Genomic DNA, 15,581 nt, shown 5'->3' on the forward strand with positions numbered 1-15,581 from the left:
CCCACACCCAGCCCTTCACACTACTCGACAACAATTTCTCTACTGTATCCAGAATCTTTATAACAGGGTAGGTTAATAACGCCTGTTTTATATACCGAATTTTTATGAGAAATGATGAAAAGCGATAAGGTGCAGAAGAGATTAAGTGACTATAAAAAGGCGCTTAACTTTATATAAGACGACTTTTTAGATTTTTATCATGACTTCCAAACAATGCGTGAAATCTTCCAATCTTTCAAAACATCATCGGAAGGCATTAATCCTTCCGGGCCATCCCAAGTGCCGGTAAAGACATAGCTGACATGCTGGCTTTGCGGGGACGTGCAAATGACGGTAGGTTGTATCGCGACATCATGGGAGCGCTGACATTTACCAAATGCCTGATGATAGAGATCGGAGAAAGGTGTGCCTATTTTTGTACCCCAAACGGTTTTAACCCCGTCGTCCAGCACATCAATACGATTCACCTTACCATTGACCAGACCATGAAATTCCAGTTTCACCTGCTCATCTTCCATACCCTGAATGACACTCACTAACTTACCATTTTGCATTTCCATGCCGCTACGCAGACGATATTTTCCCTCCAAGCCCTTTTCAATCGCGGATTGAGTCATATCCGTCTGTTGATTAATCTCTCCCATGCCCTGTTCAGAAACGCTCAAAGAGCTGCCAAACCAGTTAGATAAGGCAGGCCATGATGCACGTAATGTTCCGGCACAGGCCGTCAACAAGAATGAACATCCAACTAAACTGCCGACGGCCATAACCCTCTTCTGTTTGGAACCGAAATTAAATGCAAAAAATTTATCCATCACTGTTTTCTTACCTTTGACGCTATGAAATTGTCACTTGATATCTATCAGACCGTACTTTCAAAAAAACATTCAATTCAATTGTGAATACACAAACCATTTATCAACAGAAACATCAAAATCATGGTTAAAAAGGATTATTGATTCAGCATTGTACATTTATTTATAAAATAAATTGTATGATAAAGACAATGTTGCAAATTTTTATCCGTTATCTTTCTGCCAACTTACCTTTATTAATCATTGGCTAAATAACTTAACTCAGGAGAGAAAAATGAATATTCCTTATCAATATCATGTCAATTATCAGCAGCCTTATGACTGGACTGTATTAAAAGGAAAGTCCGCATCCTCTATACCTGAGCATTATTATCTATTTAAAGATGAGAATGGGAATATTAAAATTATGCTTTATTGTGATAATGGAAAACCCGTGATGTCAAAAGACCTTCTGGTTATAAAAAACAAATACCTGAGAGGATGGTCTCATTCTATTTATGCTTCAACAAAAAAGTAATAGCTGAAAATGTTCCCTTACTCCTCACACCGCGAGGAGTAAGAAAATGACCGGTAATTTCAGAATATTATATTTATTTAATACACCATTTAGTCAATAATCAAGCGCTTGCTAAACATCACATTTTCTTGACCTAAATAATCATATTCCATCTTTTCACACATACAGATTGTTGCATCATTTTCTTCTGGAACCAGAATCAAAATACAGGGACAACCTCTGGCCAATAATTTTTTTTCAAGACGAGAGATCAAAGCATTAGCTATTCCCCTGCCTCTGAATTCAGGATGAACCCCCAGATAATACGCATGACCCCGATGCCCATCATAACCGCCCATCACTGTACCAACCACTTCCCCTGCCACTTCAGCAACCAGAAATAAATCAGCGTCGTGGTTAAGTTTACGCTCAATATCTATTTCTGGATCATCACCAGAGTTAATCAAATCACAACGTTCCCAAAGTGTGATAACGGCTTCAAAGTCGTCTTGCCGAAATACCCGAATTTCCATAGTTAGTAAGCCTATTTAATAAGCAATTGAATCAACATTAATTATCACTGCTTTTATTTTGGAATCAATATGAAAATGCGTTTACTGAGACTAACAGGTATACTGCGGAACTTCATAAACTAACCCAAATGAAAGCAGAAATGAATACACTTAATATATATTAGTTTCATGTTTTGGTGTTTGTCCATGATTTTTATTTTTATATAAAAATCAAATAATTAACAATTCATTCAACTGTACATTGTTCCAGTGCTTATTGACGTTTTCTCACTCTTGCAGCACACTGCGTATAAACAGTTGTATAAATATCTTGGATGATCATGGCTGCCGAACTAAACAAGCTCAGTGACAAAAAACTTAAAAACCTGCACGGAAAAGAAAGGGGTAATATTGAATTTTTTGCCGATGGCGCTGGATTGAGTGCAAAAGCATCTAAAGCTGGTGGTATTAGTTGGGTTTTTACCTACCGACTTGATGGTAAAAAGTTAAACCGCCTTACCATTGGGCGCTATCCTGATATGCCCCTCAAACAAGCTCGTGAAACACGGGATAAATGCCGTAACTGGTTAGCCTCTGGTAAAGATCCAAAGCTCCAATTTAATTTAACGATGCAAGAATCATTAAAACCAGTCACTGTAAAAGACGCTATCGAATATTGGATAGATCACTATGGCAGAGATAATCGAGTGAATATTAATACCCTCATTCTTCAATTAGAAAAACATATTTATCCCTATATTGGGGAAATGGCATTGTCTGACTGTGACATAATATATTGGCTGCAATGCTTTGATAGAATGAAAAAGGATGCTCCGGTGGCTTCTGGTGGCATACTTCAATTGTGCAAGCAAGCCTTGAAATTTTGCCGGGTAAGAAGGTATGCAGTTAGCCATGTATTGGATGATTTAACTATTCAGGATGTTGGAAAAAAACAGAATAAAGGCCAGAGGTATTTAGAAGATAATGAACTTGGTCAATTATGGGAATCCATAAATGCAGGTATTTACCTACCTTATTATAATAATTTATTGAAAATATTGGTTGTATTTGGTTGTCGGACAAGAGAGATCAGATTATCGAAATGTTCAGAATGGAACTTTAATTCCATGTTATGGACTGTCCCAAAAGAAAACAGTAAGACAGGTGAAAGAATTATTCGTCCTATACCTGAATGTATGAAACCGTTCTTAGAGAATCTTGTTTGTCAAAATCATAAAAATGATTACCTATTAGGAGAATTTAAAAGCACCGAAACAGTATCAGAATATGGCACGAAGGTATGGAAAAAATTAGGTCATTTAGACAAATGGTCTCTACATGATTTAAGACGAACTTTTTCCACAAAATTGAATGATATGAAGGTAGCTCCACATATTGTTGATCAGCTTTTAGGCCATATTTTACCGGGCGTCATGGCGATATATAATAAGAGCCAATACCTGCCAGAAAAACTGGACGCTTTAAACAAATGGTGTGAACGATTGGATGTATTGGCGGGTACTTATGAGAATGTGATTATATTAAAAACAGCTCAATAGTGGAAGTTGATAAGTTCGGTGATGAACATGATAATTGTGATATGTACGTAACAAATGTGGCTTGCTTTCGTAAGAATTTCTATTAAGTAAAATACCCTCACAAAAACAACTAAACAGTGAGGGTAACATGACCATTCAGTATAATTCACCTACACCAGAAGAACGCCGCTCTATCCTTTCCGAGTATGGAGAACCTTATGATCGCCTTGTCCGCGAAAAGGAACGCCATCACATCACCTCTATTTCCAGAACGTCAGCATGGAAACTGGAAAATGAAGGACGCTTCCCTGCCCGTAAGCCATTAGGTCGTAATTCCTGCGCTTGGTTATTAAGTGATTTACTGCATTGGGTTCGTAATCCGCCAACAGTAAAAAACGTGAATAATCCATATAGCCGTAAATCTGCTAATTAAGGAATGACATCATGGAAAAATTAACTGCCTTGGGTGGCAGCGGCCAGACTTACCCTAAATTAAGTCAAAAGCAAAGAATAGCACGAAGAATGCTATTTCTGAATTACTCGTCTTTAACTTGCCTCCTTATTACGGGAGGATTAATCGAGTGAATCATGTTTGCTCAGCTCAGCCTTTTGGTTCAAGTCCTCGTGATTGTAGTTCCTTGCGGAGCATACGTTTTATCCATGTAGCTAATGATGTGTCACCATCTTTTTTCATTTCCTCTTCTAATTGCTTACGAAATTCAGATGGCAATCTCATTTGGTATTGGTCAGTTTTTGACTTGCCTTTTGTTGTTGACATTGTAATTACAAAACCCATATCATTCATTTGTTGTAATTACAAAGTAATTTCATTTTTATTGCAACAGAAAAAGCAATGCCCTGTAGTGCGGCAAACACTCACAGGGCATCTAACAACCCACGATAACAACAGTATCGAGGTAGCTATGTATCAATATACCTTCCTAATCGGAAAGGGCAAAGCCCGTTTATCTGAAATTTTCCCTATGCACCTTATCTCCATTCAGGGGATAAGCCATGTTTAAGATCATTGTCACCACGACAAATCAGCATACAGGCGAGATAAAAAAAGAAACTGTCCGCTACAAATACAAGACATTGCGTGGTGCGGAGAAAGCCGCCAATCGTGTTCGCAGTGCTTGTATGCCAGATAATGAAACCGTTGATACTGAAATCGTCAGCGTGTACGAGCATAGAGCGCCGATATCACTGGATCAGGCCATGCACAATACAAGGCTGGCGACCTCCTTATTTCCCGTCATTCTTGAAAAAGCCAAGTCTGAATGTTCCATCGATTTAAATAACCTGATTGCGTTGGCCTGTGATATCAATCAGGAAGTCTACCATGCGCTTCAAGCGGCTGTTTATGAGGAATAAGCCATGAGTCAATCATCTGCATATGGATATAACAGCCGTAAAAACAGCACAGAAATCAGCCCGATAGACGTTATTCATACCGTGAAAAAATCCGCCATGAATCACTGGCAAAGCCTGTTGCCCGCCTGTGGCGTTGAGGTTCCGGTAAAGGGGAAGCATGGCGCTTGTCCGATATGTGGGGGAACTGACCGCTTTCACTTCATCGACGATCACGGTAACGGGGACTGGCATTGTCGCCAGTGTGACCAGCCCAATCATGGCGACGGGCTGGATTTGGTGGCAAGGGCTAAAGGGATCACAGTCTTTGCAGCCGCTAAGTTAGTTTCGGGGGTGCTGGCTCTGCCCTTACCGAATCCCAAACCCGCCAGTAAAGAGTCTCCCAAATCAGAGGCTCCCTCAATAATCGAGAAAGTGAACAGGCTCTTGTCTCAAGCCACGCTTGGGCAATCCGGTTATCTGGCGAAAAAGGGGCTGCAATGCCCCAAACAACGGCTATTGAAAGAAGGAATTTTGTTGCTGATCACCCAAACAATGAACGGCACTATCACGGGTGCGCAAACTATTAAGCCCAATGGTGAAAAGCGCCTTGTTGCAGGCACACAGAAAAAGGGCAGTGTTATCCCCGTGTCTGAGATAACCGGCACACCGGACACGCTTATCATTACCGAGGGTTACGCAACGGCCTTAACGGTCAGTCAGTTACATGAAGGTGTGGTACTGGCAGCGCTTGATGAAGGCAACTTACCTAACGTGGCCGAACAGGTTAGGGAACGATGGCCAGACGCGAAAATCATTCTTGCCGCCGATAACGATTGGCACGAACCGGGAGAGCTGGACAAAAATGGCAAACCCAAGAAGAACGTCGGCAAGATAGCGGCAGAAAAGACCGCCAAAGCGATTAATGGTTGGGTAACGCTACCGCCCACAGAGTATAAAGCCGATTGGGATGATTATCGCCAGCGCCACGGCATTGAAGCAGCAAAGCAGGCATTCAGTCACGGGCTATATCAGGTGGGGGAGAAAAAGGCAGTGAACGCAGAAGCAGCCGTGATCCACGAAAATAAGAAAAAAAGTCCCCATCTGGCACAAATGGCTGCCAGTCAACGCGGGGAACTGCTTGCTGAATACTACGGTAAAGTGGCGGTCAATCCTGAAAGTGAGATGGTCTATCACTATAATGGCGCAACATGGGAGACGGTGCCGGACAGTGAACTGCTCCGCGCAATGGTGGCAATCTTCAATCAGCATGAAACCCCTTATAGCCCCAATGGGATCAACAACGCTATCAGCGCCATGAAATTACAAATTCCGGTTATTGGTGAACGACGGCAGGATTTAATTGGGTTTAATAACGGTGTGTATGACTTGTCAGAACAGGTATTCAGGCCACATCAGCCGGCACATTGGTTAATGAACCATAACGGCATTGAATTTACCCAACCTGTCGCAGATGAAAACTTACAGGATCATGCCCCTTATTTTTATCGCTGGCTGTCTCATGCGGCAGGTCAGGATAAAGATAAGATGGCGCGTATTAATGCCGCCCTGTTTATGATTTTGGCAAACCGTTATGACTGGCAGTTATTTATTGAAGTTACGGGGGAAGGTGGCAGCGGCAAGAGTGTATTTACGTATATCGCAACATTATTAGCGGGTGAACATAATACGGCCAGTGGTAATATGAAAGCGCTGGATGAAGCGAGAGGCCGTTATCAATTTGTCGGCAAGAGTTTAATTACGTTGCCCGATCAGGTTAAATATGTCGGTGAAGGTGCGGGCATTAAAGCCATTACAGGCGGCGACCTGATTGAAGTTGACGGAAAATATGAAAAACAGTTTTCCACGATTATTAAAGCCGTGGTATTAGCCACCAATAACGAACCGATGAGATTTACCGAACGCAATGGCGGCATTGCACGGCGGCGGGTGATATTCCCGTTTAATATTCCGGTCAAGGAATCAGAAAAAGATCCACAATTGCCGGAGAAAATAAGCCGGGAATTGCCGGTGATTATTCGCCATTTATTAAACGAATTTGCCGACCAGAATAAGGCTAAAAAATTACTACAGGCACAACGGGATTCCAGCGAAGCATTATCAGTGAAATGCCATTCAGATCCCTTATATCGCTTTTGTGGTTATCTGGTGTCCGTGGATAATATTGCCGGGATGAAGATGGGGAATAAAAATATCAGCCCACGGGCACCGCGTATTTATCTTTATCATGCTTATTTGTCTTTTATGGAAGCGCACGGATTTGAACGGCCGTTAACCCTGACAAAATTTGGTGATTCAATCCCCAAGATTATGCAGGAGTACCGGAAGGACTATCGAAAAGTCAGGACAAAGCAAGGTTATTCGTATAACGTGGCGTTATCCGAAGAGGCCGAAGAATGGCTTCCGGCAGTGCCTGAACTGCGCAGAGGTTAACCCCCCAGATAAACTTTTAGTATTAACTGTACACCCTGTGCACCAAAAGGAATAATTACATGATATTAAAGGTAAAAATAAGGTGTATAGTTATCTTTTAACTGTGCACCAACTATACATCCTATACATCGGTTATTTATCGTCAGGGTGAACAGTCGTGCACAGTTGGTGTATATCATGTACACCGCCACAAACTCAGGCAGGACAAGGCATTCAGGGGAAAATGCACAGGGTGTACAGTTGAGAGGGACAAAAAAATTTTCAGGGGGGTATCTTCTGGCAGGCAAATAAAAGCCGGAGGAATCTAAGAAGATAAATTTAGTATATCAATTTGTTTTTTTATTAGGGTACTATCTGAAATTTAAATTAGGTAATTATCTGATTTTATTTAAGCAGAGAGGTTAATCACAATTTTGCTGGTGATCTTTTATTCATGCTGGAATAGATAAGTATTACTGTTATATCCTGTTTAATTGATGCTATATGGAAATCGTGACACAAATCACTTGATTGTTACATTTCTTAATAGTAATTAATGAAATTATTCATGACGAATATTATGGAGAATTGAGGAATGACACATAAGAAATATAATCCCACTTGGGATGGCTATATGGGGGATGTTTTAAGGGGTAATGTGGGAATTAATCAGCTAAAGCCTCAACATGAATTTTTTGATGCCATTGGGCTAGAAAAAGTATTGAGTGATAATACCCAATATCACATCGTTCTTTCATTATCAGAAGCCAAAAGTATTATTGAGGATATCAGTCCCCGCCGTCCACAAAATCCGAGTCATGGAGAAGCCTTTGCAAGAGGTACAGAAGCAGAAAATCCAAGTTACGGAGAAGCATTTGCAAGAGGTATGGAAGTAGATAACAATAAAAAAAATCCTATGTCATATGTGTTTTCTGTCACAGACCCTATTTCTACCTATGCTGGAAATATCTATGATTCACGTGGCTTATATGATGTTATTCGAGAATTTAAGAGATTGGGCATTACTGCTACAGAGCATATAGGAGAAAATGGAAGAAGGTATATTCATATATCAGGACATGCAGGTCTTAGACGTATTATCCAAGGAACGCGATATTGTGCCAATCATCCTCAAATGTTAATGATGGGAATAGGACAGCAAGGTCTTAACTCAAGTATTATTGGTGGAGTTAGGTTTTGTATTATTTTTTCTATTGGTTACCGAATTATTGAAGGTATATTTAAAGATGAATATACATTGGCTGATTTTATTGGCAATATAACAATGGATATGGCTAAAACTGCTATTATTGCTGCTTCCTCTTGGGCTGTAGGTTCATTATTAACAGCTACTGCGCTTGTAGGGGGAAGTGTTGTTGCCGTAGCAGGTATTGTATTCCTCGTTGGGATAGGGGTGGCTATAGGACTGGATTATCTTGATAAACAATATCAAATAAGTGATAAAGTTATAAAATATATTAAAAATGAGATTGATAGAAAGAAAAGAACACCAGAGGCTAACCTGCAACAAATATTTAATGGATTAGGTAACATTAGATGAAGAATAAATACATTAAATTATTAGGCTCTTTGATAATGCTTATTGTAGTTACAAGCATTATGATTCCTGTTAGCGAATACATTATTTCTTTAGTGCTTATGAAAGATTTGATAGTGTTTTCTGGTGCGGTTGTAATGTACTTTTTATCATTTCCACTAATATTTTATTCTATGGCAGGGTCTGCTTTTTTTTTCATATTTAATAGATTGCCAAAATATAATGAATGTATAGTGAAATATTTGAGCAAGTTAATGTTTATTTCATTAATTATCGGTTTTCCGATATCTTTTTTTGTAGGTTATCAACTGAAAAATGATGGCTATTTGGTTTGTGAAAAAATTTCATGGATGTCACCGACTACTTATGTTAAAGACATTAAGTTATGTAATTGAAAATTTTTGTAAATATTCTGTCCTCATGTTTTCGCAAGTTGAGCCTCTGAATGTCAGGGGCTTTTTTATCATTTTTCATGATGTTAAATAGTGTTTAAAGCAGAATAACCAACCGTAAAACACCATGAAAAAGCTACTTGAATTACGCCAGCAAAAGACAACCCTTACCGAACAAATGCGCACCCTGCTCACCAAAGCAGAAAGCGAAAAGCGTTCCCTGACCGAAGAGGAAGCCAAGCAGTTCGACGAACTGCGCAGCCAGTCCGATACTCTGAATACGGAAATTGCCCGTTATGAGTCATTGGCGGATGAAGAACGCCATCAGGCGAAGATCCAGCCGACCAGTGAAAAACTCAGCAACGACGAACTGCGCCACTATATTGTGACTGGTGAAACCGCACCTTGTCTACGGCCGTTTCCTCAGAAGGTGGCTATACCGTTATTCCTGAGCTGAACAGGCAGATCATGCAGCAATTGGCGGATGAGTCGGTTATGCGCCGGATCTGTACCCTCAAGACTACGCGCAGCAACGAATACAAACAGTTGGTTTCAGTCGGTGGCGCAGCGGTGGTACACGGGGAAGAGGGCAAAGCGCGCGGTGAGACGACCACACCGAAGATGGAAGAAGTCAGCATTAAGCTGTTCCCGATTTACGCTTACCCTAAAACCACGCAAGAAATCATCGACTTTAGCGATGTGGATATCTTGGGCTGGCTGACCGCTGAGATAGCAGACACCTTCGTCGATACCGAAGAAACGGATCTTGTCAGCGGTGACGGCAGCAAAAAAGCCAAGGGTTTCCTGTCTTATCCCCGTGATTCCCAAGCCGACAAAGCACGCGCTTTCGGCACCCTGCAAAAGCTGGAAGTTGCCACTCTTGAGGCCGACAGCCTGATTGACCTTAAGTTCCTGCTCAGGAACAAGTACCGCAAGAATGCCGTCTGGGTGATGAACTCCAACACAGCCGCCAAGGTACAGAAGCTGAAAAACGGCAATGGGGATTATATCTGGCGGGAACGTTTGCAAGCCGGTGATCCCGATATTCTGCTGGGCTTGCCTGTCCACTATCTTGAATTTATGCCGGATAACGTTATCGGTCTGGGTGACTTCAAACGCGGCTACTTCATTGTTGACCACGAAACAGGCACCCGCACCCGTCCCGACAATATCACCGAACCGGGATTTTATAAGGTTCACACGGATAAATATTTGGGCGGGGGCTTAGTGGATTCCAACGCCATTAAGGTGCTGGAACTGAAAGCCGGCAAATAAGCAAGAGGGGCACAACGCCCCTTTTCAGTCTTGGAGTCCATAAGATGAATAACGATTTTGAAATCCGCACCGCCTCCTTGTCAGCGTCAGATAAAAAGCTGGTCGGCTACGCGATCCGGTGGAATAGCCGATCCCATGTGTTGTGGGATGAGTTTATCGAACAATTCGCCCCGAATGCCTTTCGTCATAGCTTATCAGGTGGCGTTGATGTTTTGTGTTTATATGAACATGATCATATGAACCTGTTAGGCCGCACCGCTTCCGGCACCTTACAGCTTAGTGAGGATGCGACCGGATTACGCTTCGAATTAACCCCACCGGATACCCAATTAGGCCGCGATGTATTAACGCTGGTTGAACGTGGCGATATCTCCGGCATGTCCTTCGGGTTCAGGGCGATTAAAGACCAGTGGGATATTGATCAGGAACCGTATATCAGAACTGTTTTAGAGGCTGAATTACGGGAAATCACGATCACAAGTCAGCCCGCCTACCCTGAGAGCGGCGTAGAGATTGCCAAGCGCTCACTCAATGGGGTGGTTGATTTGCGTCATTACTGGCTGCAACTGTCTGAGGTGTAACCATGTGGCCATTTAAACGTAAAGTGCCTGAAACCCGTAGTATGACGATGGAGGAGTTTCTTTCTCTGGCGGGCGTATCTAACACTAAATCGGGCGAGCATGTTTCACCGTCCACGGCAGAAGGGTTACCCGCCGTGATGAATGCCGTCACAGTCATTAGTGAAGCCGTGGCCTCTATGCACTGTTACCTCTATCGGGTTGCGCACCAAAATGGCACAGAGTCCCGTGAATGGCTCAGCGATCACCCGGTGGATTATTTGCTCAATGAGTGCCCGAATGACTGCCAGACCCCGTACCAATTTAAAAGAACCCTGATGCGTCATTGCCTGTTAAATGGCAATGCGTATGCGGTGATTGTCTGGGGGCGGGATGGTCAGCCGCAATCTCTCCACCCTTATCCTCCTTCTGCGGTCGTGCCGCAACGGTTATCCGATCACCGGTTCGCCTACACCATCACCGAACCCTACAGCGGCAAGGTCAAAACCTATTTACAGGAAGAAGTCCTGCACCTGCGCTATGCCACCGAAGACGGCTTTCTTGGCCGCTCACCCGTCACTATTTGCCGCGAAACCTTGGGCTTGGGGCTGGCGCAACAACGCCACGGCGCCAGCATTATGAAAGAGGGCATGATGGCGGCGGGGGTAATTAAATCCGCTGACTGGCTGGACGGGACGAAAGGCGCCAAGGCACTGGAAGCCCTCGAACGTTATAAAGGTGCCCGTAATGCAGGTAAGACGCCCATTCTTGAGGGCGGGATGGAGTACCAACAATTGGGGATGAGTAACCAAGATGCGGAGTGGTTGTCTTCCCGCCGTTTCACCATTGACGATATCGCCCGGATGTTCAACGTCAGCCCTATCTTTCTGCAAGAGTACTCAAACAGCACCTACAGCAACTTTAGCGAGGCGTCGCGTGCTTTTCTGACCATCACCATGCGCCCGTGGCTCGCCAACTTTGAGCAACAAATCAAATCGGCCTTGCTGATGGCCTCACCGAAACGGGGCATTCGTTATCAAGTTGAGTTTGATACAGCCGACTTACTGCGCGCTAACCCACGGGAACGCTTCCAGAGTTATGAGACAGCGATTAAGTCGGGGGTGATGTCACCGAATGAAGCCCGTGAACGGGAGGGCTTATCGCCGCGTGAAGGAGATGATGAATTCAGCCAGGCATGGAAGCAAACGGTAGAAATCAAGCAACAACCGGAGGGCAAGGCATGAGGGCAGGCAGATTGCGGCATCGGGTAACGATACAGAAAAACGAACAAAGCCGTTCGCCGATGGGTTCGGTGATTAACAAATGGGTAGATGTTGCCGAAGTTTGGGCGGAGGTGAAAACGATCAGCGGGCGGGAACTCGTTGCATCGAGCGCGGTATTTTCGGAAGTGACTATTCGTATCTGGTTGCGCTACCGTGCGGATATCACCACAGGCCATCGCATTGTTTATCAAGGTAAACCCCTTACGATTGCCGTCGTCATCCCCGATACCAAACACACCCGTTTAGAACTGCTTTGTAAAGGAGGCGTGCGCAATGGATAAAATCGACATTCCCTTAAATGAAATCAAGCAACATTGCCGGGTGGATGAAAGCGACACCCGCGACGATGCGTTATTGATGGGCTATGCAGAAGCCGCACTGGAAGTCTGCCAGCAACATATCGGCAAGCGCTTTGATAATGGCTTAACTTTCACCCCCGCAATCAAGGTGGGCTGCCTGCTTTACATCGGCTTGCTGTATGAAAATCGGGAGATGGCAACCGACCTTGAGCTTAAAGAAGTGCCGTTCACCATCAAGTCCCTGTGGTCTGTCTACCGTGATATCGGAGTCTACTAATGCCTTGGCAACCTTTGAAACGTTGTACCTATCCCGGCTGCAAACAGCGGGTAAAATCCGGCCGATGTGATGAGCACAGACGGGAAGCCCGACGCGTACAGGACAGCAAGCGAGGCTCAAGGCGTGAGCGCGGCTATACCCCGGCATGGGATAAATACCGTCTGCAATTCCTGAAAGCGAACCCGTTATGTGTCCACTGCCTTAAGTTGGGCATCTACACCCCGGCAACCATCGTTGATCACATCATCCCCATTGACGGCGGTAGTGATGTACTGTTCTGGCCTGACTTCAATCACCAGCCCTTATGCAATAGCTGCCATAGTCGAAAAACGGTCACGACTGACCCCGCGACGAAAGAGAAACGAAGACAAGGACACTATCGGGAACAGGAAGCCGAAGCAGCAAAGCGTCGGGGCTGGTTAGTTGCAGAATGAAACCATCACATCATGGTTGGATATTGATAACAAAGAAAATGGTTTCACATGAAATGATTGGGGTGGGGGACTAAAGAATGACAAATGCCCCCCTTTCGTGGCACCACCGCCGTCCTCAAATTTTTATGCACGGCACTTTTTTAGATAGCAGTAATTTTTATAGGAAACAATACATTATGGCAAGGGCACCTAAACCCCCGGTTTACTTAAACGCTATCGCCGCCGATCAATGGAAATCGAAAGCGAAACTGTTAAATGAGCGTGACGACCTCAGCCCGGCAGACTGGAACAACTTAGAGCTGTATTGCGTTAACTATGCGATCTACCGTAAGGCCATTGAAGATATTGAACGGCGCGGGTTTGCGGTGGAAGGTTCACGCGGCGCGGCGACCTGTAACCCGTCATTAAAGGCCAAGGCCGACGCAGAAAAAATCATGATTAAAATGTCCTCCTTGCTGGGCTTTGACCCGGTATCACGGCGTAGAAACCCGGTGGAAACGGAGGCTGAGGACGAGTTAGATCGCCTATGAACGCATGGGAACAGTACGCCCTTGATATCCAAAATGGCACCATTCCGGCCTGTCAGCGTCTGAAACAGGCGGTAAAACGCTACCATAACGACCTGAATAACCCGCTTTATGTGTTTGATAGCGAGGTTGTCGAGCGTTTTATTGGCTTCTCCCGTCTCTGCCCGCACGTCAAAGGCCACTTGCGCGGTCAGCCCATTGTGCTTGAACCGTGGCAGCAGTTCGCCTTTGCTAACCTGTTCGGCTTCAAGGTAAAGGCGACGGGGCGTAGAAAGTACCGCAGTGCTTATATTCAGGTGCCGCGCAAAAATGCGAAATCCACCGTGGCCGCGATACTGGCGAACTGGTTTCTGGTGATGGAGCAGGGGCAGCAGGATATTTACACCGCCGCCGTCAGCCGGGATCAGGCGCGTATTGTGTTTGATGATGCCCGCCAGATGAGCCTGTTATCTAAGCCCCTGAAAAAGCGGGTATCCATCCAGCAACATAAAGTGACCTACACGAAGAGCAACAGCCTGTTAAAGCCACTGGCCGCCAAAGCCTCGACGATTGAGGGCACCAATCCCAGCCTCGCTATTGTTGATGAATACCACTTGCACCCTGATAACGCCGTGTACTCTGCCCTTGAATTAGGCATGGGTGCCCGCCCCGAAGGACTCCTGTTTGCCATTACCACCGCAGGCAGTAACGTTATTTCGGCCTGTAAGCAGCACTATGATTATTGCTGTCAGATACTGGGCGGCGAAGAGCAAAATGAATCCCTGTTTGCCCTGATTTACGAACTGGACGACGAAAACGAGATTGATGATGAAACCCTTTGGATTAAGGCCAATCCTAATCTCAATGTCTCCGTAGACAGTGTCTCACTGCATGACACCATCCAGAAAGCCCGTGGTATACCGTCACAATGGACAGAAATGTTAACCAAACGCTTTAATATCTGGTGTCAGGGTGAAACGCCGTGGATGGGTGAAGGGGCTTGGAACGCCTGCCAGACAGATTACGATGAAAACGACCTTAAGGGGCTGGAGTGCTACGCCGGATTAGACTTGTCTTCGACGGGGGATATCACCAGCATTTGCTACACCTTCCCCGTGGAGAATGAACTGTTACTCCTGACCCGCCATTACCTGCCCGAAGCGCAGTTACAGAATCCGGCCAACAAGAACCGGGCTATTTATCGGCAATGGGCGCAAGCGGGCTGGATACGCACCACACAAGGCGACTGCATTGATTATGACCGTATCCGCGATGATATCCTCAAAGACAGCCAACAGTTTGATATCAAGCTGGTCGGCTTTGATACATGGAACGCCACGCACCTAAGAACTCAGCTACAAGGTGCCGGGCTGGATGTTGAGCCGTTCCCGCAAACCTATATGCGCTTTAGCCCGGTGGCTAAATCGGCTGAGGTATTCGTTAACCGCAAAGTCATTCGTCACAACGGCGATCCGGTTCTCGCATGGGCGATGTCCAATGTGGTGATGGAAACCGATGCGAACGCCAATATCAAACCGAACAAGAAGAAATCCGCGAACAAGATTGATCCGGCCATTGCGTTTCTGATGAGTTTTGGTACTTGGCAGGTAGAGCATGAAGAGTTTGCTTTCAGCCTGTCAGATGAACAGAAGCAGCGACTGGCTAACTTTGACGGGATTCAAATAACCAATTGATTTTTTTAATACCTGTGCAGTATAGGAATTAATGAAATCAAATGCTCAGAAGGTGAGATATCACACACCTTTTTTGGGATTAGTCGCTACTTTATCTGACAGTATTCTGTAGAAAAGCGCGACTAAATCTGACAGTCAGCTATGAGCGAGAAACAGACGTTA

General features: G+C 44.6%; 17 protein-coding genes and 1 pseudogene. 15 read left to right on the top strand and 3 right to left on the bottom strand.

What is annotated here, in order from left to right; all coding sequences use genetic code 11:
• Positions 1-197 precede the first annotated feature (197 nt).
• Positions 198-767, bottom strand: a complete 570-nt coding sequence (locus XDD1_RS12665) for an RpoE-regulated lipoprotein (RefSeq protein ID WP_065814105.1) — start codon at positions 765-767, stop codon at positions 198-200.
• Between the two features lie 322 nt (positions 768-1,089).
• On the opposite strand from XDD1_RS12665, the gene XDD1_RS12670 reads away from it, so the two are divergent.
• Positions 1,090-1,332 (top strand): hypothetical protein, encoded by a 243-nt coding sequence (locus XDD1_RS12670; protein WP_045971663.1) that lies wholly within the window; start codon positions 1,090-1,092, stop codon positions 1,330-1,332.
• A gap of 89 nt (positions 1,333-1,421) precedes the next feature.
• On the opposite strand, the gene XDD1_RS12675 is transcribed toward XDD1_RS12670, so the two are convergent.
• Positions 1,422-1,844 (bottom strand): GNAT family acetyltransferase, encoded by a 423-nt coding sequence (locus XDD1_RS12675; RefSeq protein ID WP_045971668.1) that lies wholly within the window; start codon positions 1,842-1,844, stop codon positions 1,422-1,424.
• Positions 1,845-2,164: 320 nt separating this feature from the next.
• On the opposite strand from XDD1_RS12675, the gene XDD1_RS12680 reads away from it, so the two are divergent.
• Together XDD1_RS12680 and XDD1_RS12685 are read left to right on the top strand one after the other, a co-directional pair.
• On the top strand, positions 2,165-3,382 hold the full coding sequence (locus tag XDD1_RS12680) for a tyrosine-type recombinase/integrase (RefSeq protein WP_045971670.1): 1,218 nt from the start codon (positions 2,165-2,167) through the stop codon (positions 3,380-3,382).
• Positions 3,383-3,509: 127 nt separating this feature from the next.
• A complete protein-coding gene (locus XDD1_RS12685) occupies positions 3,510-3,794 on the top strand; it encodes a helix-turn-helix transcriptional regulator (protein WP_045971672.1) in 285 nt (94 codons plus the stop codon).
• A 168-nt stretch (positions 3,795-3,962) separates the two neighbouring features.
• On the opposite strand, the gene XDD1_RS19665 is transcribed toward XDD1_RS12685, so the two are convergent.
• Positions 3,963-4,166 carry a hypothetical protein gene (locus XDD1_RS19665; protein WP_045971674.1) on the bottom strand — a complete coding sequence of 68 codons (204 nt, stop codon included), beginning with the start codon at positions 4,164-4,166 and terminating at the stop codon, positions 3,963-3,965.
• Between the two features lie 209 nt (positions 4,167-4,375).
• On the opposite strand from XDD1_RS19665, the gene XDD1_RS12695 reads away from it, so the two are divergent.
• The 12 genes and pseudogenes from XDD1_RS12695 to XDD1_RS12750 all read left to right on the top strand — a co-directional run bounded on the left by XDD1_RS12695 (position 4,376) and on the right by XDD1_RS12750 (position 15,419).
• Positions 4,376-4,735 (top strand): hypothetical protein, encoded by a 360-nt coding sequence (locus XDD1_RS12695; protein WP_045971676.1) that lies wholly within the window; start codon positions 4,376-4,378, stop codon positions 4,733-4,735.
• A gap of 96 nt (positions 4,736-4,831) precedes the next feature.
• Positions 4,832-7,165 (top strand): primase-like DNA-binding domain-containing protein, encoded by a 2,334-nt coding sequence (locus XDD1_RS12700; protein WP_045973580.1) that lies wholly within the window; start codon positions 4,832-4,834, stop codon positions 7,163-7,165.
• 574 nt (positions 7,166-7,739) lie between these two features.
• Positions 7,740-8,705 carry a hypothetical protein gene (locus XDD1_RS12705; protein WP_084721032.1) on the top strand — a complete coding sequence of 322 codons (966 nt, stop codon included), beginning with the start codon at positions 7,740-7,742 and terminating at the stop codon, positions 8,703-8,705.
• On the top strand, positions 8,702-9,097 hold the full coding sequence (locus tag XDD1_RS12710; RefSeq protein ID WP_045971677.1) for a DUF1240 domain-containing protein: 396 nt from the start codon (positions 8,702-8,704) through the stop codon (positions 9,095-9,097). Before XDD1_RS12705 ends, XDD1_RS12710 begins: the two co-directional genes overlap by 4 nt.
• A gap of 124 nt (positions 9,098-9,221) precedes the next feature.
• A pseudogene (locus XDD1_RS12715) lies at positions 9,222-10,369 on the top strand (phage major capsid protein).
• Positions 10,370-10,413: 44 nt separating this feature from the next.
• Positions 10,414-10,950: an HK97 family phage prohead protease gene (locus tag XDD1_RS12720; protein WP_045971679.1), complete on the top strand. Its 537-nt coding sequence runs from the start codon at positions 10,414-10,416 to the stop codon at positions 10,948-10,950.
• A 2-nt stretch (positions 10,951-10,952) separates the two neighbouring features.
• Complete coding sequence (locus XDD1_RS12725) at positions 10,953-12,170, top strand: phage portal protein (protein ID WP_045971681.1); 1,218 nt, start codon at positions 10,953-10,955, stop codon at positions 12,168-12,170.
• Positions 12,167-12,490 (top strand): phage head closure protein, encoded by a 324-nt coding sequence (locus XDD1_RS12730; RefSeq protein WP_045971683.1) that lies wholly within the window; start codon positions 12,167-12,169, stop codon positions 12,488-12,490. Before XDD1_RS12725 ends, XDD1_RS12730 begins: the two co-directional genes overlap by 4 nt.
• Entirely contained in the window at positions 12,483-12,785 is a 303-nt protein-coding gene (locus XDD1_RS12735) for a head-tail connector protein (protein WP_045971686.1), read from the top strand. The genes XDD1_RS12730 and XDD1_RS12735 overlap by 8 nt, the downstream gene beginning before the upstream one ends.
• Positions 12,785-13,219: an HNH endonuclease gene (locus tag XDD1_RS12740; protein ID WP_045971688.1), complete on the top strand. Its 435-nt coding sequence runs from the start codon at positions 12,785-12,787 to the stop codon at positions 13,217-13,219. Before XDD1_RS12735 ends, XDD1_RS12740 begins: the two co-directional genes overlap by 1 nt.
• A gap of 176 nt (positions 13,220-13,395) precedes the next feature.
• Positions 13,396-13,749, top strand: a complete 354-nt coding sequence (locus tag XDD1_RS12745) for a phage terminase small subunit P27 family (protein ID WP_045971690.1) — start codon at positions 13,396-13,398, stop codon at positions 13,747-13,749.
• Positions 13,746-15,419, top strand: a complete 1,674-nt coding sequence (locus XDD1_RS12750) for a terminase large subunit (protein WP_045971692.1) — start codon at positions 13,746-13,748, stop codon at positions 15,417-15,419. The genes XDD1_RS12745 and XDD1_RS12750 overlap by 4 nt, the downstream gene beginning before the upstream one ends.
• Positions 15,420-15,581: the final 162 nt, after the last annotated feature.

The organism is Xenorhabdus doucetiae, from assembly GCF_000968195.1.
Taxonomy (GTDB): domain Bacteria; phylum Pseudomonadota; class Gammaproteobacteria; order Enterobacterales; family Enterobacteriaceae; genus Xenorhabdus; species Xenorhabdus doucetiae.

Bases quoted from the DNA above. Each gene is read 5' to 3' on its own strand.
- XDD1_RS12740 (WP_045971688.1), top strand. From the start codon at position 12,785: ATGCCTTGGCAACCTTTGAAACGTTGTACCTATCCCGGCTGCAAACAG.
- XDD1_RS12705 (WP_084721032.1), top strand. From the start codon at position 7,740: ATGACACATAAGAAATATAATCCCACTTGGGATGGCTATATGGGGGAT.
- XDD1_RS12695 (WP_045971676.1), top strand. From the start codon at position 4,376: ATGTTTAAGATCATTGTCACCACGACAAATCAGCATACAGGCGAGATA.
- XDD1_RS12735 (WP_045971686.1), top strand. From the start codon at position 12,483: ATGGATAAAATCGACATTCCCTTAAATGAAATCAAGCAACATTGCCGG.
- XDD1_RS12685 (WP_045971672.1), top strand. From the start codon at position 3,510: ATGACCATTCAGTATAATTCACCTACACCAGAAGAACGCCGCTCTATC.
- XDD1_RS12745 (WP_045971690.1), top strand. From the start codon at position 13,396: ATGGCAAGGGCACCTAAACCCCCGGTTTACTTAAACGCTATCGCCGCC.
- XDD1_RS12680 (WP_045971670.1), top strand. From the start codon at position 2,165: ATGGCTGCCGAACTAAACAAGCTCAGTGACAAAAAACTTAAAAACCTG.
- XDD1_RS12750 (WP_045971692.1), top strand. From the start codon at position 13,746: ATGAACGCATGGGAACAGTACGCCCTTGATATCCAAAATGGCACCATT.
- XDD1_RS12700 (WP_045973580.1), top strand. From the start codon at position 4,832: ATGAATCACTGGCAAAGCCTGTTGCCCGCCTGTGGCGTTGAGGTTCCG.
- XDD1_RS12710 (WP_045971677.1), top strand. From the start codon at position 8,702: ATGAAGAATAAATACATTAAATTATTAGGCTCTTTGATAATGCTTATT.
- XDD1_RS12675 (WP_045971668.1), bottom strand. From the start codon at position 1,844: ATGGAAATTCGGGTATTTCGGCAAGACGACTTTGAAGCCGTTATCACA.
- XDD1_RS19665 (WP_045971674.1), bottom strand. From the start codon at position 4,166: ATGAATGATATGGGTTTTGTAATTACAATGTCAACAACAAAAGGCAAG.
- XDD1_RS12670 (WP_045971663.1), top strand. From the start codon at position 1,090: ATGAATATTCCTTATCAATATCATGTCAATTATCAGCAGCCTTATGAC.
- XDD1_RS12730 (WP_045971683.1), top strand. From the start codon at position 12,167: ATGAGGGCAGGCAGATTGCGGCATCGGGTAACGATACAGAAAAACGAA.
- XDD1_RS12720 (WP_045971679.1), top strand. From the start codon at position 10,414: ATGAATAACGATTTTGAAATCCGCACCGCCTCCTTGTCAGCGTCAGAT.
- XDD1_RS12725 (WP_045971681.1), top strand. From the start codon at position 10,953: ATGTGGCCATTTAAACGTAAAGTGCCTGAAACCCGTAGTATGACGATG.
- XDD1_RS12665 (WP_065814105.1), bottom strand. From the start codon at position 767: ATGGCCGTCGGCAGTTTAGTTGGATGTTCATTCTTGTTGACGGCCTGT.